Annotated in this window: 17 protein-coding genes; all 17 read right to left on the bottom strand. The window is 70.9% G+C overall.

What is annotated here, in order from left to right:
- Positions 1-4 precede the first annotated feature (4 nt).
- Positions 5-1,129: a glutamate 5-kinase gene (gene proB, locus ACTOQ2_RS22195; protein ID WP_440101825.1), complete on the bottom strand. Its 1,125-nt coding sequence runs from the start codon at positions 1,127-1,129 to the stop codon at positions 5-7.
- 95 nt (positions 1,130-1,224) lie between these two features.
- The gene (gene obgE, locus ACTOQ2_RS22190; RefSeq protein ID WP_440089249.1) at positions 1,225-2,577 is read right to left on the bottom strand and encodes a GTPase ObgE; all 1,353 of its coding nucleotides are present in this window, start codon (positions 2,575-2,577) and stop codon (positions 1,225-1,227) included.
- Between the two features lie 105 nt (positions 2,578-2,682).
- A complete protein-coding gene (gene rpmA / locus ACTOQ2_RS22185; protein ID WP_030924780.1) occupies positions 2,683-2,940 on the bottom strand; it encodes a 50S ribosomal protein L27 in 258 nt (85 codons plus the stop codon).
- 19 nt (positions 2,941-2,959) lie between these two features.
- On the bottom strand, positions 2,960-3,262 hold the full coding sequence (gene rplU, locus ACTOQ2_RS22180; protein WP_030924785.1) for a 50S ribosomal protein L21: 303 nt from the start codon (positions 3,260-3,262) through the stop codon (positions 2,960-2,962).
- Positions 3,263-3,470: 208 nt separating this feature from the next.
- Positions 3,471-6,338: an Rne/Rng family ribonuclease gene (locus ACTOQ2_RS22175; RefSeq protein WP_440101824.1), complete on the bottom strand. Its 2,868-nt coding sequence runs from the start codon at positions 6,336-6,338 to the stop codon at positions 3,471-3,473.
- 97 nt (positions 6,339-6,435) lie between these two features.
- Positions 6,436-7,215 carry a TIGR03936 family radical SAM-associated protein gene (locus tag ACTOQ2_RS22170; RefSeq protein ID WP_362847973.1) on the bottom strand — a complete coding sequence of 260 codons (780 nt, stop codon included), beginning with the start codon at positions 7,213-7,215 and terminating at the stop codon, positions 6,436-6,438.
- A 100-nt stretch (positions 7,216-7,315) separates the two neighbouring features.
- On the bottom strand, positions 7,316-9,226 hold the full coding sequence (locus tag ACTOQ2_RS22165) for a TIGR03960 family B12-binding radical SAM protein (RefSeq protein WP_440072392.1): 1,911 nt from the start codon (positions 9,224-9,226) through the stop codon (positions 7,316-7,318).
- 127 nt (positions 9,227-9,353) lie between these two features.
- Positions 9,354-10,517, bottom strand: a complete 1,164-nt coding sequence (rodA, locus tag ACTOQ2_RS22160) for a rod shape-determining protein RodA (RefSeq protein WP_440101822.1) — start codon at positions 10,515-10,517, stop codon at positions 9,354-9,356.
- A complete protein-coding gene (locus ACTOQ2_RS22155; protein WP_440101821.1) occupies positions 10,514-10,660 on the bottom strand; it encodes a hypothetical protein in 147 nt (48 codons plus the stop codon). The genes rodA and ACTOQ2_RS22155 overlap by 4 nt, the downstream gene beginning before the upstream one ends.
- Before the next feature lie 8 nt (positions 10,661-10,668).
- Positions 10,669-12,732 (bottom strand): penicillin-binding protein 2, encoded by a 2,064-nt coding sequence (gene mrdA, locus ACTOQ2_RS22150; protein ID WP_440101820.1) that lies wholly within the window; start codon positions 12,730-12,732, stop codon positions 10,669-10,671.
- 118 nt (positions 12,733-12,850) lie between these two features.
- Positions 12,851-13,378 (bottom strand): rod shape-determining protein MreD, encoded by a 528-nt coding sequence (gene mreD, locus ACTOQ2_RS22145; protein ID WP_440101819.1) that lies wholly within the window; start codon positions 13,376-13,378, stop codon positions 12,851-12,853.
- A 4-nt stretch (positions 13,379-13,382) separates the two neighbouring features.
- The gene (gene mreC, locus ACTOQ2_RS22140) at positions 13,383-14,351 is read right to left on the bottom strand and encodes a rod shape-determining protein MreC (protein WP_440072388.1); all 969 of its coding nucleotides are present in this window, start codon (positions 14,349-14,351) and stop codon (positions 13,383-13,385) included.
- A complete protein-coding gene (locus tag ACTOQ2_RS22135) occupies positions 14,351-15,382 on the bottom strand; it encodes a rod shape-determining protein (RefSeq protein WP_436764047.1) in 1,032 nt (343 codons plus the stop codon). Before ACTOQ2_RS22135 ends, mreC begins: the two co-directional genes overlap by 1 nt.
- A 191-nt stretch (positions 15,383-15,573) precedes the next feature.
- Positions 15,574-15,984, bottom strand: a complete 411-nt coding sequence (gene ndk, locus ACTOQ2_RS22130; protein ID WP_362869443.1) for a nucleoside-diphosphate kinase — start codon at positions 15,982-15,984, stop codon at positions 15,574-15,576.
- Positions 15,985-16,075: 91 nt separating this feature from the next.
- Entirely contained in the window at positions 16,076-18,049 is a 1,974-nt protein-coding gene (locus ACTOQ2_RS22125) for a hypothetical protein (protein ID WP_440101817.1), read from the bottom strand.
- Positions 18,050-18,060: 11 nt separating this feature from the next.
- Entirely contained in the window at positions 18,061-18,399 is a 339-nt protein-coding gene (locus ACTOQ2_RS22120; RefSeq protein WP_362847994.1) for a DUF4233 domain-containing protein, read from the bottom strand.
- Positions 18,400-18,561: 162 nt separating this feature from the next.
- Positions 18,562-19,854 carry a bifunctional folylpolyglutamate synthase/dihydrofolate synthase gene (locus ACTOQ2_RS22115; protein WP_440102082.1) on the bottom strand — a complete coding sequence of 431 codons (1,293 nt, stop codon included), beginning with the start codon at positions 19,852-19,854 and terminating at the stop codon, positions 18,562-18,564.
- Positions 19,855-20,252: the final 398 nt, after the last annotated feature.

The raw sequence follows: 20,252 nt of genomic DNA, 5'->3' as shown, positions 1-20,252 counted from the left end.
AGAACTAGTTGTGGGATTCCAGTATGACGATGTCGTCGCGGTGGATCAGCTCTCGCTCGTACTCGGGCCCCAGGGTGGCGGCCAGCTCCCGGGTGGAGCGTCCCAGCAGCTCGGGAATCTCCCCCGCGTCGAAGTTGACCAGGCCGCGCGCGACCACCCGGCCGAACGGCCCGCACAGGTCCACCGGATCGCCCGCCGCGAACTCGCCCTCGACGGAGGTGACCCCGGCCGGAAGCAGCGACTTGCGGCGGCTCACCACCGCCTCGACGGCGCCGGAGTCCAGGTGGAGACGGCCGCGGCCGGTGGTGGCGTGGGCCAGCCAGAGCAGGCGGGTGCCCGGGTGGCGCCCGCCGGGGTGGAAGTAGGTGCCGACGTCGGTTCCCGCGAGGGCCTGGGCGGCGTGCGCGGCGGCGGTCAGCACCACGGGCACGCCCGCCCCTGTGGCGATCTTGGCGGCCTGGACCTTGGTGATCATGCCTCCGGTGCCGACCGCGCCGCCCTTTCCGAGCTCGACCCCGACGAGGTCTTCCGGCCCGCGTATCTCGGCGAGCCTGCGGGCACCGGGACGGCGGGGATCGCCGTCGTAGAGGGCGTCCACGTCCGACAGCAGCACCAGCGCGTCGGCCCGGGTCAGGTGGGCGACCAGCGCGGCGAGCCGGTCGTTGTCGCCGAAGCGGATCTCGTCGGTGGCCACGGTGTCGTTCTCGTTGACCACCGGGACGATGCCCAGCTCCAGCAGCCGGGCCAGCGTGCGCTCGGCGTTGACGTGGTGCGAGCGGCGCATCATGTCGTCGGCGGTGAGCAGCACCTGGCCGACCCGCAGGCCGTACCGGGCGAAGGAGGAGGTGTAGCGGGCCACCAGCACGCCCTGGCCGACCGAGGCGGCGGCCTGCTGGGTGGCGAGGTCGCGCGGCCTGGCGGGCAGGCCCAGCGGGCCGAGCCCCGCCGCGATCGCACCGGAGGAGACCAACACGATCTGGGTGCCCGCCTTCCGCCGGGCGCCCAGCACGTCGACCAGGGCGTCCACCCGGTCGACGTCGATCATTCCCTGCGGGGTGGTGAGCGAGGACGAACCCACCTTCACGACGAGGCGTGAAGCCGTACGGATCCGTTCGCGCGCAGAGTCCACGACACGCACCTCTCGAAGATGATCACTTGGAAGATCAGGCTATCCGAACCGCCCGGACAGGCGGGGCCGGGAGCGGCACCGCCGGGACGATCCCGCTAACCGAGCCGGTTGTCAGAGCCGCGCGGCCCCTGGCGCACGGCCTCCGCGTTGAGCGTCGGCTGCCAGTCGAAGATGTAGCCGCTCTCCATGGAACCGATGATCACCTCGGCCCCGGCCTTCGCACCGGCCTTGGTGAGCTCCTCCTCGACACCGAGCCGCTCCAGGCGGTCCGCCAGGTAGCCCACGGCCTCGTCGTTGGTGAAGTCGGTCTGGCGGATCCACCGCTCCGGCTTGACGCCGGTGACCTGGAAGGTGCGCTCGTCGACCCTGCGGACGGCGAATCCCGCGTCGCCGTGCTGCTTGGGCCTGATGACCAGGCGGGTCGGCTCCAGGACGGGAGCGGCGGCCCTGGCGGCGGCGACCATCTCGCCCATGGCGTAGGTCAGCTCCTTGAGCCCGTCGTGGGTGGCCGCGGAAATCGTGAAGACCCGCAGGCCCCGCTCCTCGAGCATCGGCCGCACGATGTCGGACAGCTCGCGGGCGTCGGGCACGTCGGACTTGTTGAGCACCGCCAGGCGCGGCCGGTCCTCCAGCTTGCCGTACGCCGCCAGCTCGGCCTCGATGGCCTCGTAGTCGCTGATCGGGTCGCGGCCCGGCTCCATCGTGGCGCAGTCGATCACGTGCACGAGCGTGTTGCAGCGCTCGACGTGACGCAGGAACTCGTGCCCCAGACCCTTGCCCTGCGAGGCGCCGGGGATCAGGCCGGGCACGTCGGCGACGGTGAAGATGGTCTCGCCCGCGGTGACCACCCCGAGGTTGGGGACCAGGGTGGTGAACGGGTAGTCGGCGATCTTCGGGCGGGCGGCGGAGAGCGCGGCGATCAGGGAGGACTTGCCCGCGCTGGGGAAGCCGACGAGCGCCACGTCGGCGACGCTCTTCATCTCCAGCATGACGTCGACCTCGTCACCGGGCTCGCCGAGCAGCGCGAAACCGGGGGCCTTGCGCTTGGCGGAGGCCAGGGCGGCGTTGCCGAGCCCGCCGTGCCCGCCCTCGGCGATCACGTAGCGGGTACCCGCGCCGATCAGGTCGATCAGGACCTCGCCGGTGTCGGCGTTCTTGACCACGGTGCCGTCGGGCACCGGGATGATGATGTCGCCGCCGTTGGCGCCGTCGCGGTTGGCGCCCTGCCCCTGCTTGCCGTTGTCGGCCTTGCGGTGCGGGCGGCGGTGATACTCCAGGAGGGTCGCCGTGTTGGCGTCGACCTCCAGGATCACGTCACCGCCCCGGCCACCGTTGCCCCCGTCGGGGCCCCCCAGCGGCTTGAACTTCTCCCGATGGACAGAGGCGCAGCCGTTTCCCCCGTCACCGGCCTTGATGTGCAGGACCACCTGGTCCACAAAGTCCGGCATGTCTACTTTCCTACCTCTATCTACGGGAACTTCTGCTGAAAACACGAACAGGGGTGGACCGCATGAATGCGATCCACCCCTGCCGTAACGTCTGTCGGCGCGAATCTACTCCGCGACCGGGACGATGCTCACCGCGCGGCGCCCGCGCTTGACACCGAACAGAACGTGGCCCGCGGCCAGCGCGAACAGCGTGTCGTCACTTCCACGGCCGACGTTGTCGCCGGGGTGGAAGTGGGTGCCGCGCTGACGAACGATGATCTCGCCGGCGTTGACCAGCTGACCGCCGAAGCGCTTCACACCGAGCCGCTGGGCGTTGGAGTCGCGGCCGTTCCGAGTGGACGACGCGCCCTTCTTGTGTGCCATCTCGCAAAACTCCCGAAACTCAGGCCTGGTCGATGCCGGTGATCTTCACCTGGGTGTACCGCTGGCGGTGACCCTGGCGCTTCTTGTACCCCGACTTGTTCTTGTACTTCAGAATCCGGATCTTCGGACCCTTGGTCTCACCGAGAATCTCGGCGGCAACCGTGAACTTGCCCGCCTCGGTGGTCACGTCGCCGTCGTTGACGACGAGGACCGTCGGCAGCGAAACCGTGGAACCGACCTCGCCGGCGACCTTGTCCACTTCAAGGACGTCACCGACGGAGACCTTCTGCTGCCTGCCGCCGCAACGAACGATCGCGTACACCGCGGAACCCTTCTTCTGACTGCTTGCTCGCTGGATGCTGCGCCCCGCATCCGGCTGTGGTCATTGATGACGTACCGGGTAGGCGCGCGAACAGGGCGCGCCATGAGCGCACCGGTTCACCAGGGTACCGGATTGACGGTGTCCTGGTCGAACCGGGCGGAACGTCGGGGGTGCCGGTCTTCGGCCCCGTCCCTGTGCGGGACGGGGTCTAATCGGCCGGCCTGGCCTTGCGGGAACGTCTCCGCCCCCGGCCAGAAGCCTGTGCTGCCTGACCGTCCTCGTGCTGGACTCCGTCAAGCGCATCGGTCACCGTATCACGGCCTGAGGGGTCACCGGCCGCCACCGCGTGGTTACCGTCCTTGCCGAGCTTCTCCGCGACGGCCTTCTCCACGGCCATCTTGCCCTGGGTGCCGCGCGGCTCGGGCTTGCCCTCGACCGGTTCGGACGAGACGTGCAGGCCACGGCCGTTGCAGCACTCACAGACGGTCGAGAAGGCCTCCAGGAGGCCCTGGCCGACCCGCTTGCGCGTCATCTGGACCAGGCCCAGGGAGGTCACCTCGGCCACCTGGTGCTTGGTACGGTCGCGGGCCAGGCACTCCAGCAGCCGCCGCAGCACCAGGTCCCGGTTGTTCTCCAGCACCATGTCGATGAAGTCGATGACGATGATGCCGCCGATGTCGCGCAACCTGAGCTGGCGGACGATCTCCTCGGCCGCCTCCAGGTTGTTGCGGGTGACGGTCTCCTCGAGGTTGCCGCCCTGGCCGGTGAACTTGCCGGTGTTGACGTCGACCACGGTCATGGCCTCGGTCCTGTCGATCACCAGCGAGCCGCCGCTGGGCAGCCAGACCTTGCGCTCCATCGCCTTGGCGATCTGCTCGTCGATCCGGTACGCGGCGAAGACGTCGCCGCCCTCCTCCCACCTGCTGAGGCGGTCGGCCAGGTGCGGGGCGACGTAGCGGACGTACTCGTCGACCGTCTCCCACACGTCGCCCGCGACGACCAGCGAGGCGAAGTCCTCGTTGAAGACGTCGCGGACCACCCGGACGGTGAGGTCGGGCTCGGAGGAGAGCAACTCGGGCGCGCTCGCCGACTTGGCCTTGCGCTGGATGTTCTCCCACTGCGCCGACAGCCGGGCCACGTCGCGGGCCAGCTCGTCCTCCGACGCGCCCTCGGCGGCCGTACGGACGATGACCCCCGCGTTCTCCGGCATGACCTTCTTCAGGATGCTCTTGAGGCGGGTGCGCTCCTTGTCGGGGAGCTTGCGGCTGATGCCGGTCATCGAGCCGTCGGGCACGTAGACCAGGTAACGTCCCGGCAGGCTGATCTGGCTCGTCAGGCGGGCGCCCTTGTGGCCCATCGGGTCCTTGGTGACCTGCACCAGCACCGACTGGCCCGACTTCAGCGCCACCTCGATCCGCTTGGGCTGTCCTTCCAGCCCGGCGGTGTCGAAGTTCACCTCGCCGGCGTACAGGACCGCGTTGCGGCCCTTGCCGATGTCAACGAACGCCGCCTCCATGCTCGGCAGGACGTTCTGCACCTTGCCGAGGTAGACGTTGCCCACGTACGACTGGCTCGCCTCGCGGTTGACGTAGTGCTCGACGAGGACACCGTCCTCCAGCACCGCGATCTGGGTGCGCCCACCGGTGCGGCGGACCACCATCATGCGCTCGACGGACTCCCTGCGGGCCAGGAACTCCGACTCGGTGATGATCGGCGGACGCCTGCGGCCGAGCTCGCGGCCCTCGCGGCGGCGCTGCTTCTTGGCCTCCAGGCGGGTCGAGCCGCGCACGCTCTGCACCTCGTCCACCGAGGTGCTGCGCCCGGCGCGGGGCGCGCGGATGCGCACCACCGTGTTCGGCGGGTCGTCCGGGACGTCGCCGGGCTCGTCGGTGCCCCTGCGCCGCCTGCGACGACGCCGGCGCGAGCTGCCGCTCTCCGAGTCGTCGTCCTGCTCGGCCTCTGACCGCTCCTCGTCGTCCTGCTCTGCCTCGGTCTCCTCGGACTCGTCGAGGTCGCGCGCCTTGCCGCGGCCCCGGCCGCCCCTGCGGCGCCGCCGCCGGCGGCCGCTGCCGTCGTCGTCGCCGTCGGAGTCGTCGTCCTCGATCTCCTCGGCGAGCTCGGCCTTCTCGGCCCTGTCGACCTTCTCGGCCCTGTCGACCTTCTCGGCCCTGTCGGCGTTCGGCTCGGCGGGCTCGGGCTCCGGCTCGGCGGGCTGGACCGGCGCGGGCCGCGTGGCGGGCTGAGCGGCCCGCTGCGGGTCGGGGGCCTGGAACAGCGGCTGGAACACCGCGGCGGGCGCCTGGAAGGTCACCGAGGGAACCTCGGAACGTTCCTGGCCGGCCAGCCCGAAGGGGTCGGCGAACAGGACGGACCGCTCCTCGACGATGTCCTCGCCCGCGGGCTCGTCGTCGAGCGGCTCGTCGGCGGGCAGGTCGAGCAGCAGCTCCGCCTCGACCTCCTCCGCCTCCTCCGCGTCGGCCGGGGACACGTCGGGGACGCTCCGCTCGGCCTGCGGCGCCTCGCGCGGGGCGGCCTTCTTGCGCGTACGGGTGCGCTTGGCGGGAGCGGCGGGCGCCTCCTGGGGCGCGGGCTCGGCTCCGGTCTCGGCCTCGGCGAAAGGCTGGGGGACGGCGAAGGGGTCCGGCACGGCGGGCGGCGTCACCGCGGGCGCCGCGGGCGCCGTCGTCTCCGCGACCGGCGCGGGCCCCGCCTCGGCGGGCTCGACGGGCTCGGCGACCGGCTCGGCCGGCGACTTCTTCGCACGGCTACGCCGTGTGGTGGTGGTCGTGCCGTCCGCCACGGCCGTCTTGCGCCTGCTGGCACGCTTGGGGGCCGCCACCGCGGGCTCCGGCGCCTCGGCCGGTGGCTCCGCCGCGGGTGCGGGGGCCGCGGGCGGCGCGGAAGGCGCGGTCTGCGCGGGTGGGGCCGTGACCGCGGGTGCCGGCTCCGGCTCCTCCGGCGGAGGTCCGGCGGGCCGGCTCGCCGCCCTGCGGCGGGTCGCCGGTGGCCGGGTGTCTTCTGTTGTCGTATCCCCGCCAGGGGTGTTCACCCCGGCGATGGGCTCGTTGTCGAGCATGCGGGCGCTCTCCCGTTCAGCTCCCGGGCGCGTCTCCGCGCCGCGCGGGAGCTCTCGTCTCTCACTGTCCGCCAGGCCTGGGGCCCGGCGCCAAGTCCTATATGTCGCCGCCGACGTGCCTGCCCACCGGTTCCGCTTCGCCGCCGCGCGTGATGTCGCGGTCCAGGCCGAACGGATCGGCGGGCTCACCGGTGTGAACGTCCAGCGGGCCCTGCGCCAGCCTGGTCACCTCGGGGGGCACCGGCGGCGCGAAGTCAGCCACAAGACGCAGTCCAGTGAGAACGTCGTCGGGTCGAACGGCAGGAGTTTCGTGCCGTACAACCATGCGAAGTATGACACATGGCTGACTGGACGCCTGACCTGCTGTTGTCTCAGTTCTCTCAAATACCCCGAGGCTCAGCACCGCTTCACGTGCGTCGAAGCGTCGCATCCCCTTCTTCGTAAGGCGTTCGACCTCGATGTGGTCCGTGGCGACGAATTTCTCGGCCGCGGCCCCGGCGAGGGCGAGATCGGCTCCTGGCAGCCGCAGCTCCCACGCCGAGCACTCCATCTGGTCGGCCAGGCTCGCGGAGCCCGCCTCGACGACGTCGAGCACGTCGAGACCGGGCGGCAGCGAGGCGTCCAGGGCGGCTCGCAGCCGCTCGGGGTCACACTCGCGCGTCACGCTGATCTCGAAGTATTCGGCCTCGCTGGCGACCCCGGTGGGGGCGGCCGCTCCCACGTAGGAGATCTTCGGGTGGGGCGAGAAGCCCGCGCTGAACGCCACCGGGACGTCGGCTCTCCGGACCGCCCGTTCGAGGGCCCTGGTGATGTCGCGGTGACTGGTGAAGCGCAGGCGGCCGCGCTTGGCGTAGCGCACGCGCAGGCGCTGCACCACGGGCGCGGGCGGCGGCCCGTCGGGAGCGGGTTTCAGGGTGGTGTCGTCCTTCCCAAGTCGTGGTCGTCGTTTCGGGGGCGGTGCTCACGCACCGCCCACCTCAGACAACCGTCAGTGGCAGCAGCTTCTTCCCGGTGGGCCCGATCTGGATCTCGGTCCCCATCGTGGGGCAGACGCCGCAGTCGTAACACGGGGTCCAGCGGCAGTCCTCGACCTCGACGTCGTTGACCGCGTCCTGCCAGTCCTGCCAGAGCCACTCGCGGTCGAGACCGGCGTCCAGATGGTCCCAGGGCAGGACCTCGTTCTCCTCGCGCTCGCGCGTGGTGTACCAGTCGACGTCGACGCCGACCTCGGCGGCGGCGTCCATCCAGCGCTGGTAGGAGAAGTGCTCGCTCCAGCCGTCGAACCGGCCGCCCCCCGCCCACACCTCACGGATGACCTTCCCGACCCGGCGGTCTCCCCGGGAGAGCAGGCCCTCCACGATCGAGGGCTTGCCGTCGTGGTAGCGAAGGCCGATGGCACGTCCGTAGTCCCGGTCGCCGCGCAGGGCGTCCTTCAAGGCCTTGAGCCTGCGGTCGACCGTCTCGTGGTCGGCCTGGCCGGCCCACTGGAACGGGGTGTGCGGCTTGGGAACGAAACCGCCGATGGAGACCGTGCAGCGGACGTCGCGCGACCCGGTGGCCTCGCGGCCCGCCTTGATGACCTTCTTGGCCAGGTCGGCGATGCCCTGGACGTCGGCGTCCTCCTCGGTGGGCAGGCCGCACATGAAGTAGAGCTTCACCTGCCGCCAGCCCTGGGTGTACGCGGTGGTGACCGTCCTGATCAGGTCTTCCTCGGTGACCATCTTGTTGATCACCTTGCGCATCCGCTCGGAACCGCCCTCGGGAGCGAACGTCAGGCCCGAGCGGCGACCGTTGCGGGAGAACTCGTTGGCCAGGTCGATGTTGAAGGCGTCGACCCGGGTCGAGGGCAGCGACAGGGAGGTGTTGGTGCCCTCGTAGCGGTCGGCCAGCCCCTTGGCGACCTCGCCGATCTCGGAGTGGTCGGCCGAGGAGAGCGACAACAGGCCGACCTCGTTGAAACCGGACGCCTTGACGCCCGCCTCGACCATGTCGCCGATCGTGGTGATCGAGCGCTCCCGCACCGGACGGGTGATCATGCCGGCCTGGCAGAACCGGCACCCCCGGGTGCACCCGCGGAAGATCTCCACGCTGAACCGCTCGTGCACGGTCTCGGCCAGCGGGACCAGCGGCTTCTTGGGGTAGGGCCACTCGTCCAGGTCCATCACGGTGTGCTTGTGGATCCGCCACGGCACGCCCGACCTGTTGGGCGCGACGCGCTGGATCCGGCCGTCGGCGTGGTAGTCGACGTCGTAGAACTTCGGCACGTAGACCCCGCCGGACTCGGCCAGCCGCATCAGCAGCCCGTCGCGCCCGCCGGGCCTGCCCTCGGCCTTCCACTCGCGGATGACCTCGGTGATCGCGATGGCGATCTGCTCCCCGTCGCCCAGCACGGCGGCGTCGAGGAAGTCTGCGATCGGCTCGGGGTTGAACGCCGCGTGACCGCCGGCCAGCACGATCGGGTCGTCCTCGCCCCGGTCGGCCGCCTCCAGCGGGATGCCCGCCAGATCCAGCGCGGTCAGCATGTTGGTGTAGCCGAGCTCGGTCGAGAAGGAGAGCCCGAGCACGTCGAACGCCCGTACGGGCCGGTGCGCGTCGACCGTGAACTGGGGCACGCCCTCGGAGCGCATGAGCGCCTCGAGGTCGGGCCAGACCGCGTAGGTCCGCTCGGCCAGCGTCTCCGGCAGCTCGTTGAGGATCTCGTAGAGAATCTGGACGCCCTGGTTGGGCAGCCCGACCTCGTAGGCGTCCGGATACATCAGCGCCCAGCGGACCGTGGCCTCGTCCCAGTCCTTGACGGTCGAGTTGAGCTCACCTCCGACATACTGGATCGGCTTCTGCACCCTGGGCAGGAGCGCTTCCAGGCGGGGAAACAGCGACTCGACAGACATGCCTTCAAGAATATCCGCCTGGAGAGGGTGCCACAGGCGGTCGTCGCCCGCTCACGGCGAGCCGGGCCGGTGACGCGGCTCCTCACGGGCGGTGCGAACGCCGCACGCGGCACGGGTGCGGAAACGGTCATCGGAGCGGCTGCCTGCGCATGTGGATCGCCTGGAGCAGGCCGAAGGCGATCATATTGGCGAAGGTGGCGGTGCCGCCGTAGGAGACGAACGGCAGGGGAAGGCCGGTGATCGGCATGATCCCGATGGTCATCCCGATGTTGACGAACGACTGGAAGGCCAGCCAGCACACGATCGAACCGGCCACCAGCGCGCCGAACCGGTCGTCACACTCGCGTGCGATCCGCACCCCGCGCACCAGGATCACCCCGAGCAGCGCCACCACGGTGACCGAGCCGAGGAAACCGAACTCCTCCCCCGCCACCGTGAAGATGAAGTCGGTGTGCTGCTCGGGCACGAAACGGCCGGTGGTCTGGCCACCCCCGAACAACCCCTTGCCGAACACCTCCCCCGACCCGATCGCGATCAGCGACTGGGTGCTGTTGTAGCCGACGCCGCGAGGATCGCTGGCCGGGTTGAGGAACGCGGTGAACCGGGCGATCTGGTACGGCTCCAGGACGTCGAGGAACCACACGGCCACCCCCGCGCCGACCACGCTGAGGGTGAGCCCGGCGATCCAGCGCTTGCGGACCCCCGCCACGACGATCGTGCCGGCGGTAATCACCCCGATGACCATCGTGGTGCCCAGATCGGGCTGGAGCATCACCAGGCCCATGGTGAACATGGACACCACCAGCGCGATCACGACGTCGAACCCGCGTGGCCGGTCGGTGCCCCTGACGGGCTGGGTCAGCAGCATGGCGAGCATCAGCACCAGGCCGAGCTTGGCGAACTCCGACGGCTGGAACGCGAAACCGCCGCCCAGCATGATCCACGAGTGGGCGCCGTTCACGGTGCTGCCGAGCGGCGTGATCACCAGGATCAGCCCGACCAGCGTCGCGCCGTAGATCAGCGGCGCGAAGACCCGCAGCGCCCTGTGGTCCACCATCGCGGCCGTACCGGCCAGCACGGCACCGATGACGAGGTTGAGGATGTGCTTCTTGACCAGCCCCGTGGAGCCGGCCGCCCACGTCCTGGTCGACGACCAGACCAGCATCGTGCCGATCACCGCCAGCGCGGCGACGGCGACCAGCATCAGCCCGTCCATCCGGCCCACCGTGGAGGCGGCCGCCACCGTCCGGCCGGCCAGGGACGCCCTCGGCGGCGCGGCCGCCCGGTTCACGCCGCCTCCCCGGCGGACGTCACCACCGGCGCCCCCGCGAGCCCCACCGCGGACACCGCGGCGGAGACCATGGCGGGCACCGCGGCGGGCACGCCCGTGGACGCCCGCGCGAATGTTCCCTCCCGCACAGGCACAGGCGTCATCGAGGTCGTCATCGCGACACCGTCCCGTCCTTGGCGATCACCGGGAGCGCCCTCGCCGGGCGCCCGCCCGGCAGGACCGAGGAGGACGGCTTCCCGTCAGGCTTGAAGCCGTAGATGCCCTCGTAGATCTTCCGTACCGCCGGAGCCGCGGTCTGACCGCCCATCCCGCCCTGGGACACCATGGCGACGATCACGAACCGCGGCTTGTCCGTCGGGGCGAACGAGGCGAACCAGGACGTGTCAGCCTTGCCGTAGACCTCGGCGGTGCCGGTCTTCCCACCGATCTTGACCTTGTCCATGGGGAACCCCGAGAAGGCCCCGGCCGCGGTGCCGTCGGAGGCGACCTCGCTCAACGCGCCCTTGATGTAGGCCCGCTCCTCCCGCGTGATCGGCAGTTTGCCCACCACCGGCACCTTGATCTCCTTGACCTTGGTGCCGTCGGGACGCACCAGTGCCCAGCCCACCCTGGGGCTGCGCAGCTTGCCGTCCCCGACCAGCGCCGCGTAGGCCGCCGCCAGCTGCAGCGGCGTCACCAGCACGTCGCCCTGCCCGATGGAGAAGTTGGCGGCGTCACCCGGCCGCCACTGGAATCCCTCCAGGCAGTTCTCGTACGCCAGCCGCTTGAGGAACGCGGCCCTGCTGGGACTGCTCTTGGCCACCTCCGGATAGCCGGTCTTGGACCGCCTGCAGTTGTCCTCCTTGGTCACCGCCCAGAGCGCCTTCTTCCACGCCCGGTCGGGGATCCTGCCCGGCGACTCGCCCGGCAGATCGATGCCCGTGGGGCGGCCGAACCCGTAGGCGCGCGCCATGTTCGCCATCGGCTCCTTGGGCCTCCCCTTGGGATTGAGCCCGCCGTCGCGCAACCACTGCTCGTACGCCGCCCGGTAGAAGATCGTGTCGCACGACTTCACCAGCGCCATGTGCAGGTTGAGAACGCCCAGCCCGATGCCGCGGAAGTTGTTGAACGGCCGGTCGCCGACCATGAAGGACCCCGGGCAGTCATACTTGCCGTGCAGCGGGTAGCCGTCCCTGAGCATCGCCGACACCGACGACACCTTGAACGTCGAACCGGGCGCGAACTCGCCCTTGATCGCCCTCGACACCAGCGGCTTGCCGGTCTTGCCGGACAGCAGGCGCTGGTACTCCGTCTCGGAGATGCCCCCGCTCCAGACCGCCGGATCGTACGTCGGCGCGCTGGCCAGCGCGATCACCCGGCTGGTCCTCGCGTCCAGCACCACCGCCGCCGCCCCGTCGGCCTTGGGCGCGCCCTTCATCGCCTCGGCCAGCGCCTTCTCGGCCAGGGTCTGCACCCTGGCGTCGATGCTGGTGATGAGCGTGTCGCCCGGGATCGGCGACACGTGCCGCTCCACCCCGATGACCTTGCCGAGCCGGTCGACCTGCACCCGCCGCATCCCCGGCGTCCCCCGCAGCGGCACGTCGTAGACCGACTCCAGGCCGTCCCTGCCCATCAGGTCGACCCCGGAGAACGCCGCCCTGAGCCCGTCGCGCCTGTCCAGCTCCTCCTGCGTGATCGGCTGCAGGTAGCCGAGCGCCTGCGCGCCCGCGCCCTTGCGCGGATACTCCCGCACCGCCTGCACCTCGGCCGTGACCCCGGGGAACTCCTCCTGCCGCTCCAGGATCTGCAGGGCCTCGCGCGTGGTGACGTCGACGTCGATGGGGATCGGCTGGTACGGGGACCCCGGCCAGCAGGGACGGGCGATCCCGGGGCCGCACGCCCTGATCCGCTCCCGCAGCTCGGTGGGACGGCGTCCGAGCACGCCGGCCAGCCTCTGGAGCACCTCCTCACCGTTGCCCGCCATCCGGTTCAGGCGCGTACGGTCGACCGAGACCACCAGCGTGGTCCGGTTGCGCACCAGCGGACGGCCCGTCGCGTCGAGGATCTGCCCGCGCACCGCGGGAACGACGACGTCACGCGTGCGCGTCTCGGTCGCGGCCTTCACGTACTCCGTACCGCGCACCACCTGCACCTGCCAGAGCCTTACGGCGAGCAGCGCCAGCATCGACACCACCAGCACCTGCACCACGACCAGCCGCCCCCGCATCAGGCCCATGCCCCATCCTCCCCGCGCACCCGGCCGAAACCCCCGGCCCCCGACCTGCCCGGCCTCCCGCTCCCCTCGCGGCGAGACCCGCCGCGACCCCACGGCGTACGAGGCCGCGTACGAGGCCTCATAGGCGACTCCGCATGACGTGCCGGGGCACCCGGATGGGGCGCGACTCCGGCCCTCGGACGAGCCTTCGCACCATCCACACCACGGGTGGCGCGGCGAGCAGGTTGTAGGCCATCGCCTGCGGCAACACCGTCGTCAGCATGGAGACCCCGGTCCGCGGATCCCCCACCAGCGCGCCTGTCACCAGGGCGACCACGGGGCCGGCGACCGCGCAGGCCATCGCCGCGAGGGGCTCCGCGCCCGGCCGGCTCTCCACCGCGCGTCCCGCCATGAAGCCCATGAGGCAGAGCACGAGCGCGTTGTGCCCGAGCAGGTGCGCCGCCGGTGGCAGCAGGTCGCTGACGAGCCCGGCGGCGAAGCCCATGACCGCCCCCGCGGCGGCCCCGCGCGCCAGCGCGTACCCCACCACGGCGAGCAGAACCAGATCCGGTGCGGCATGCCCGGGCAGCGGCAGCCTGTTGACGACGGTCACCTGGACGATCATGATCCCTAGGAGCAGCAGCACGAAGGCCGCGTTGCGGCCCATCCCGTCAGGCCCCCTCTCGCCGGCCGCGAGGAGCCTCCGCCTCACGCGGGCCGGAGTCGGGTGAGCGTGGCGTGGACCGCTCCGGCGTCGAGGCCTTCGTCTCGCGCGGACCGGGCGGGAGCACCGCGTCACGCGGGTCGCGGTGCGGCGCCCGTACCACCACGCCGACCACGTCCAGCGCGGTGAGATCGGCGGACGGCCGCGCGTACGCGATGCGGGTCAGCTCACCCGGCGTGGCCTCCACCCGCTCCACCACCCCGATCGGCACCCCCGCCACGTACGGCGCGCCACGCTGGGAGCCGAAACTTACGATGCGGTGGCCCGGGGTGATCGGCGCGGTCGAGTCGAGCAGCCGGAAGCGGACCAGGCGGCCGTGCTCCCCCACGCCGTGTACCACCCCGATCTCGTTGCTGCCCTCCAGCCGGGCCCCGGCCGCCGAGGCGGGGTCGCTGAGCAGGACCACCGTCGAGGTGGACGGGCCCACCTGGACCACCCTGCCGACCAGGCCGTCGGCGTTCAGCACGGTCATCTCCGGGCGCACCCCGTCGGCGCGTCCCACGTCGAGTTCGACGGCATCCTCGAACCCGGGGGCGCCGCGCCGGGCGATCACCTGGGTGGGCAGGATCCGGTATCCGCCGGTCCCCGCGACACCGAGCAGCCTGCGAAGCTCCCGGGATCGCCCCCGATCGAGGCTCTGTGCCGCCAGGTCGTGCCTGAGCCGCTGGTTCTCCGCGCGCAGCCGCTCGATACGAGCGCGCGCCGAGGGAGCCCCGGCCATCGTCTCGAAGAACTCGCCGACCGGCCGCACGAGCCCCGCCCCCGCGCTCTCCGCGGCGCCGAACAGCGTCGTTCCGGCCGTCCTGAGCGGACCGAACGGCGACTCCGTGACCGAACGATGGTCGATGGTCACGAGCACGAGTGCGGCGGCCAGCAGCAACCCCAGGTTGACCCGTGCCCGGCGGGTGTCCTTCATCAGTGCCGCGGCTCGGGAACCAGGACCTGCTGCAAGGCGTCGAAGTCCTCGACGCACTTGCCCGAGCCGAGCGCGACGGAGTCGAGGGCGTTGTCGACGAGGTGGATCGGCATGCCGGTCTCGGCCTTCAGCCGCTCGTCCATGCCCTTGAGGAGCGCCCCGCCCCCGGTGAGGGCGATCCCGCGGTCCATCAGGTCTCCGGAAAGCTCGGGCGGGCACTTGTCGAGCGTCGTCTTGACCGCGTCGACGATCACGTTCAACGGCTCCTCGATGGCCTTGCGGATCTCCGCGGCCGACACCACGATCGTCTTGGGCAGGCCGCTGACCAGGTCGCGGCCCCGGATCTCGGCGTGACTCTCCTCGGGGAGCATGCACGCGGAGCCGATGGCCATCTTGATCTCCTCGGCGGTGCGCTCGCCGAGCATGAGCGAGTGCTCCTTCTTGGCGAAGGCGATGATCGCCTGGTCCATCTCGTCGCCACCCACCCTGATCGACTGGCTGGTGACCACGCCACCCATCGAGATGATCGCCACCTCGGTGGTGCCACCGCCTATGTCGATCACCATGTTGCCGGTGGGCTCGTGCACCGGGAGCCCGGCGCCGATCGCGGCGGCCATGGGTTCCTCGACGATGTAGACCCTGCGCGCCCCCGCCTGGTAACCGGCCTCCTTGACCGCTCGCTGCTCGACCCCGGTGATCCCGCTCGGCACGGCGATGATGATGCGCGGCTTGGCGAAGTGGCGGCGCTTGTGCACCCGCTGGATGAAATAGCGCAGCATGCGCTCGGTGACGTCGAAGTCGGCGATGACGCCGTCCTTGAGCGGGCGGATGGCCACGATGTTGCCGGGAGTGCGGCCTATCATCCGCTTGGCCTCGATACCAACAGCCACGATCTTCCCCGTCGCGGTGTTGATCGCTACGACGGACGGCTCGTTGAGCACGATCCCGCGACCTCGCACGTACACGAGGGTGTTCGCGGTGCCGAGGTCGACCGCCATGTCACGGCCCAGAAAAGCAAGATTGCTGCCCATGAGGAAGGCCGGCCTCCTTCCGTCAGGTCGTCGGCGAAAACTACGGAACGCACTCGAATCGTAACGTGACGTACCCACCATTGAGCGCAATGAGGCGGCCTGCCGCAGCAAAATCTTGGGTTGGCCGAATACACCGGGCCCCGCCGTCCACAAGGACGGCGGGGCCCGGCAAACGCGGCGAAAGCGTGCGTTCAGAAGCGATCCGGGAAGAAGATCTTGATCTCCCTTGCGGCGGACTCGGGAGAGTCGGAACCGTGGACGACGTTCTCGCCGATCTCCAGGGCGTGGTCGCCGCGGATGGTGCCGGGCGCGGACTTGACGGGGTCGGTGAGGCCGGCGAGACCGCGGAAGGCCTCGATGGCGCGCGGCCCCTCGAGCACCAGCGCGACCAGCGGGCCGGAGGTGATGAACTCCACCAGCTCGCCGAAGAACGGCCGCTCGGAGTGCTCGGCGTAGTGCGCCTTGGCGGTGTCGACGTCCAGGGTGCGCAGCTCCAGCGCCACGACCTTCAGACCCTTGCGCTCGACGCGGGCGATCACATCGCCGATGAGACCACGTGCCACACCGTCGGGCTTGATCAGGACAAGGGTGCGCTCGGACACTGAAGTTCTCCTTTGAACATGTATGGGTCGCGGACTGCGGTAATCGCGCGAAGTTTACCGTCCTTCGCGCGATTCCCCGTGGTCGGCGAGGTCACTGGAGGACGGGCCCGTTCCCCGGGCCGTCCTCGGGCGAGGGCGCGGGCGGTGGCACCACCACGGGCGGCGCGACGACCTTCTCCTGCTCGGTCTCCGTCTCCGGCTCGGGCTCGGGGACGCGGTCGGGCTCGTGCCGGGGCCTGGGCCTGCCGCCCTTGCCCGCCCCGTGCCCGCCCCCGCTGACGGCCATGGACCCGCTCATGGATTCGGTCGCCGCCATGGGCCCGGCCTCGGGATCCGGGCGGACCTGCGGCTGTGGACCGGCCGCGGCCTCGGACCGCGGCCGCACCACCGCGTGTCTCACCTGCCCGTCCCGTTCCGGCTGCCTGCTCTGCCCGGCCTGCTTGGACTGGCCGGTCTGCCCGGTCCGCTTGGCGGGTCCAGCCTGCTTGGGAGGTCCTGACGCCGTCGCGGCCGGCCACGCGCCGCCGGCGAGATCGACCTCCCCCGCCGGGGAGGGCACCAGCCCGGAGGCGGAACCCGCGCCGGAGGAGGCGCCGGCCGTACCGGCCAGGGTGTCTCGCGCATCTCTCCCGTCCCTCGCGTCCCTCGTATCCCAGGTGCTCACCGGGGTGCCGGGCAGGAGGCGGGCCAGGACGGCGCCGAGCACGATCACCACGAGCACCAGGCCGCCCCCGATCAGCGCCCACAGATGCAGGGCGTCCACGAAACCGTCGACCAGCGCCTGCGGGGTCGTGGCCTCCTCCAGGCGGGTGACCTGGACACCGCTGCCCAGCAGGAAGCCCACGAGCACCGCGGGGAAGAACAACGACAGCGCCAGGAGCGCGGCCCCCTCGCCGCAGGAGCGCAGCGCGCCGGTGAGCGCCACCGAGGCACCACCCGCGAGCAGCGCGAACGGGAGGATCAGCGGGAGCCCACCCGGCGCGGGAAGAAACAGCCGCACGGCGCACAGGCCCGCGACCATCACCACGAGCCCGCCCGCAATGACCATGGGCATGGCCGGGTGACTCAACCGGTTCGCCAGCGCGGCGGACAGGAGGCCCACCAGCGCGGCGATCGCGAAAGCCGGCCACAGACCGGACAGGCCTGGACCTCCCAGCCCGCCGAGTTCGACGTAGGTGATCTGGGCGGCGGTCGGCAGGGCGACGACGCCGACCGCGACCATCACGTAGGCCGGCGCCCGGCCGACGGCGCCCTTCGAGGCGCCGGAGGAGGCCAGGGCCAGCAGGACGACGACGGATACCAGCGCCGCGCGGATCACCAGGTTCGGCGACCAGTCGAACGTGCTGCCCAGGGCGAGGGCCGCGACGCCCGCGGCGGGCACCACCACCCACAGCGTGCGCCCGCGTTCCGCGACGACCCGCACGGGACCGGCGCTCTCGCCCTCCTTCAGCCACAGCACCAGGTAGAGCGCGGCGAGCACGAGCGCGACCCCGGTGAGCATCGGGTACGGCTGGAGGGTGACCCGCCAGGAGTCGACCTGGTCGAGGGGCCACAGGGCGAGCGCCTGGGCGGCCAGGAGGCTCGCCGTCAACGCGGCCGCCCACACGGCCCTCAGGAGCACCGAACGCCCCCACACGGCCATCAAGGTGGCCGGGACCAGCAGGCCCGCACCGACCCCGTGCAGGACCCGCAGGACCCCCACCAGCGCCGTGGACCCGGCGTACCCGCCGGCCGCGTCGGCGAAGGCGAGCAGGGTCAGCCCCGCGACCATCATCGGGGCCGCCCTCATCCGGTGCACGGCCACCGCTGCCACCGGCACGGTCAGGACCATCGCGGGAAGCGCCAGCCCGTGCGCCCTGATCATCGCTATCTGCGAGATGTCCGGCGGCAGGAGGGCGGCGACCACCGAGATGGTGTTGGGGATGGCGACGATCGCCAGCGGCAGCACTACCGCGACGAGCAGCCCGAGGACGACGTCGAGCACCAGGGAGACACGGAGCGCGCGCACCAGGCCCGTGGGCCCGGTGGACACCGCCCGAGTCGGTTGGATGGGAGGGACGGCCATGTTGGCCGACTTTAGCGAGAAGTCACGCCCTCGACACGGCGAGCGACGAATATCGCTGTGATCCACAGCGCGGCGAAGATCGCTCCGAGGAAGAACATGGTCGGGACCATGAGGCCGGACGCGATGGCGAGCACCTGGATCACGCTTCCCGCGACATAGGCGAAAGGCCGCTTGAGCAGGCCTATCACCACCACGCAAAGGAGCGCCAGGCCAAGGCCGACGGTGGCCGCGACGGCCGGTTCGATCCCCTGCGTGTTGATGGCGACCGGTGTGAACAGGCCAACGACTATCGCCTCCATACCGAGCACGCTGGCGCAGAGACGCCTCATCCCCGGAGTGACCGTGATCATTTTCCGCTCCTCCAGAGTCGCCTCGGCCATGTCCCACCCGCCGTACCCGGCCGGCTCGTCCTGCTGTGCCGCCCCACTGCGTTTCGTTCTTTCACCGCGTCGTGTCCACTCGGCGCGTTCTGCCCGGGTACCACGTCTCGTCGCTCACCCTGCCCCGGCCGCTCACTGCGCTTCGTCCGCCTTGAGCAGGAGCCGTGCGTCACCGGCGGTCACCACCGACCCGGTGATCAGCACCCCCGCCCCGCTGAACTCGCCCATGGCGTCGACCAGGCCGATCGCCCGGTCGATCGCGCTGTCCAGCCGCTCGACCTGGTACACCCGGTCAAGACCGAAGATCTCCTCGGCCAGCGCGGCGAGATCGTCCACGTCCATGGACCTCGGCGAGGAGTTCCTGGTCACCACGATCTCGTCCATCATCGGTTCCAGCAGCTCCAGGATGCCCTGGACGTCCTTGTCCTCGAACACCGCCACCACGCCGATGAGCTTCGCGAAGTCGAAGGACTCCTGCACGGCGTCCAGGCTGGCCCGCATCCCCGCCGGGTTGTGCGCGGCGTCGACGACCACCGTGGGCCCCCGGCGAACCACCTCGAGCCTGCCGGGCGAACGCACCTGCAGGAACGCCTGCCGCACCAGCTCCGCGTCCAGAGGCTCGTCCCCGCCGGTCAGCGCCTCCACCGCGGCCAGCGCGCAGGCGGCGTTGCTCGCCTGGTGGGCACCGTACAGGGGAAGCAGGATGTCCTCGTACGTTCCCTTGAGCCCCTTGAGCCGGAGCAGTTGCCCGCCGATGGCGAGCTCCCTGCTCAGCACGCCGAACTCCAGCCCCTCACGTGCCACGGTGGCACCGGTCTCGGCCGCCTGCCCCATCAGCACCGAGGCCGCGGGAAGCTCCTGCTGCGCGAGCACCGCGGTCGCACCGGGTTTGATGATGCCGGCCTTCTCTCCGGCGATCGTCTCGACGTCGGGCCCGAGGTAGTCGACGTGGTCGAGGGAGATGGGCGTGATGACCGCCACGGCACCGTCGGCGACGTTGGTGGCGTCGGTGATGCCCCCCATTCCCGTCTCGATGACCGCGACGTCCACCGGAGCGTCGGCGAAGGCGGCGAACGCCATCGCGGTGAGGGTCTCGAAGAAGGAGAGCCGCCGCCCCTGGGCGTCCACCATCTCCAGGTAGGGCGCGATGTCCTCGTACACCTCGACGAAGCGCTCCTCGCTGAGCGGGGCGCCGTCCACGCTGATGCGCTCGCGCATGGAAACGAGGTGAGGGCTGGTGAAGCGGCCGACCCGCAGGTTGCGCTCACGCAGGAGCGCTTCGATCATCCGGGTCGTACTCGACTTGCCGTTCGTACCGGCCACGTGCACCACGGGATAGGAGTGCTGCGGAGAGCCGAGCAGATCCACGAGCGCGGCGATCCTGTCGAGGCTGGGCTCGAAGTTCCACTCGACGCCACGCTGCATGATCGCTTGTTCAACCGCTCGATAGTCCACGTCTCCAGCCTACTGACGTTCCGGGCGGGTCCCGGACAGGGCTGTAAAGGCTGGTGCAACGCGGACCCCGTGTCACATAAAACTCTGCAGGCCAAGAAATCCAAGCGCGAGATCACACCGGGGCGGAGGCCGCTGGGAAGGCTCCGGAAAGGACCCCGAGCAGACCCCGAAACGGTGTTAGGAAAGCTCCGGAAAGGGCCCTGAAGAGAGCCCCCCAGCAGACCCCAAAACGGGTCGCGGGCAGGCCCCGGAACGGTCCTGGAACGGGTGTCGGGCAGGTCCCGGAAAAGGGGTTCGGGAAGGGTCGCGGGCAGGGTCCCGGAACAGCCCCGGAAAAAAGGGCCGGGACATGACTAAGGGCCCCCACC

Origin of the sequence: Streptosporangium sp. H16 (assembly GCF_051918855.1) — a bacterium.
Taxonomy (GTDB): Bacteria; Actinomycetota; Actinomycetes; order Streptosporangiales; family Streptosporangiaceae; genus Streptosporangium.
This window is presented reverse-complemented; position numbering and strand designations above follow the sequence as displayed.

Coding starts and splice junctions, on each gene's coding strand:
- ACTOQ2_RS22120 (WP_362847994.1), bottom strand. CDS start 18,399: ATGATCACGGTCACTCCGGGGATGAGGCGTCTCTGCGCCAGCGTGCTC.
- ACTOQ2_RS22135 (WP_436764047.1), bottom strand. CDS start 15,382: ATGGGCAGCAATCTTGCTTTTCTGGGCCGTGACATGGCGGTCGACCTC.
- obgE (WP_440089249.1), bottom strand. CDS start 2,577: ATGCCGGACTTTGTGGACCAGGTGGTCCTGCACATCAAGGCCGGTGAC.
- ACTOQ2_RS22125 (WP_440101817.1), bottom strand. CDS start 18,049: ATGGCCGTCCCTCCCATCCAACCGACTCGGGCGGTGTCCACCGGGCCC.
- mreD (WP_440101819.1), bottom strand. CDS start 13,378: ATGGGCCGCAACGCGGCCTTCGTGCTGCTGCTCCTAGGGATCATGATC.
- ACTOQ2_RS22115 (WP_440102082.1), bottom strand. CDS start 19,854: ATGCAGCGTGGCGTCGAGTGGAACTTCGAGCCCAGCCTCGACAGGATC.
- ACTOQ2_RS22155 (WP_440101821.1), bottom strand. CDS start 10,660: ATGACGCCTGTGCCTGTGCGGGAGGGAACATTCGCGCGGGCGTCCACG.
- mreC (WP_440072388.1), bottom strand. CDS start 14,351: ATGAAGGACACCCGCCGGGCACGGGTCAACCTGGGGTTGCTGCTGGCC.
- rpmA (WP_030924780.1), bottom strand. CDS start 2,940: ATGGCACACAAGAAGGGCGCGTCGTCCACTCGGAACGGCCGCGACTCC.
- ACTOQ2_RS22165 (WP_440072392.1), bottom strand. CDS start 9,226: ATGTCTGTCGAGTCGCTGTTTCCCCGCCTGGAAGCGCTCCTGCCCAGG.
- ACTOQ2_RS22175 (WP_440101824.1), bottom strand. CDS start 6,338: ATGCTCGACAACGAGCCCATCGCCGGGGTGAACACCCCTGGCGGGGAT.
- mrdA (WP_440101820.1), bottom strand. CDS start 12,732: ATGGGCCTGATGCGGGGGCGGCTGGTCGTGGTGCAGGTGCTGGTGGTG.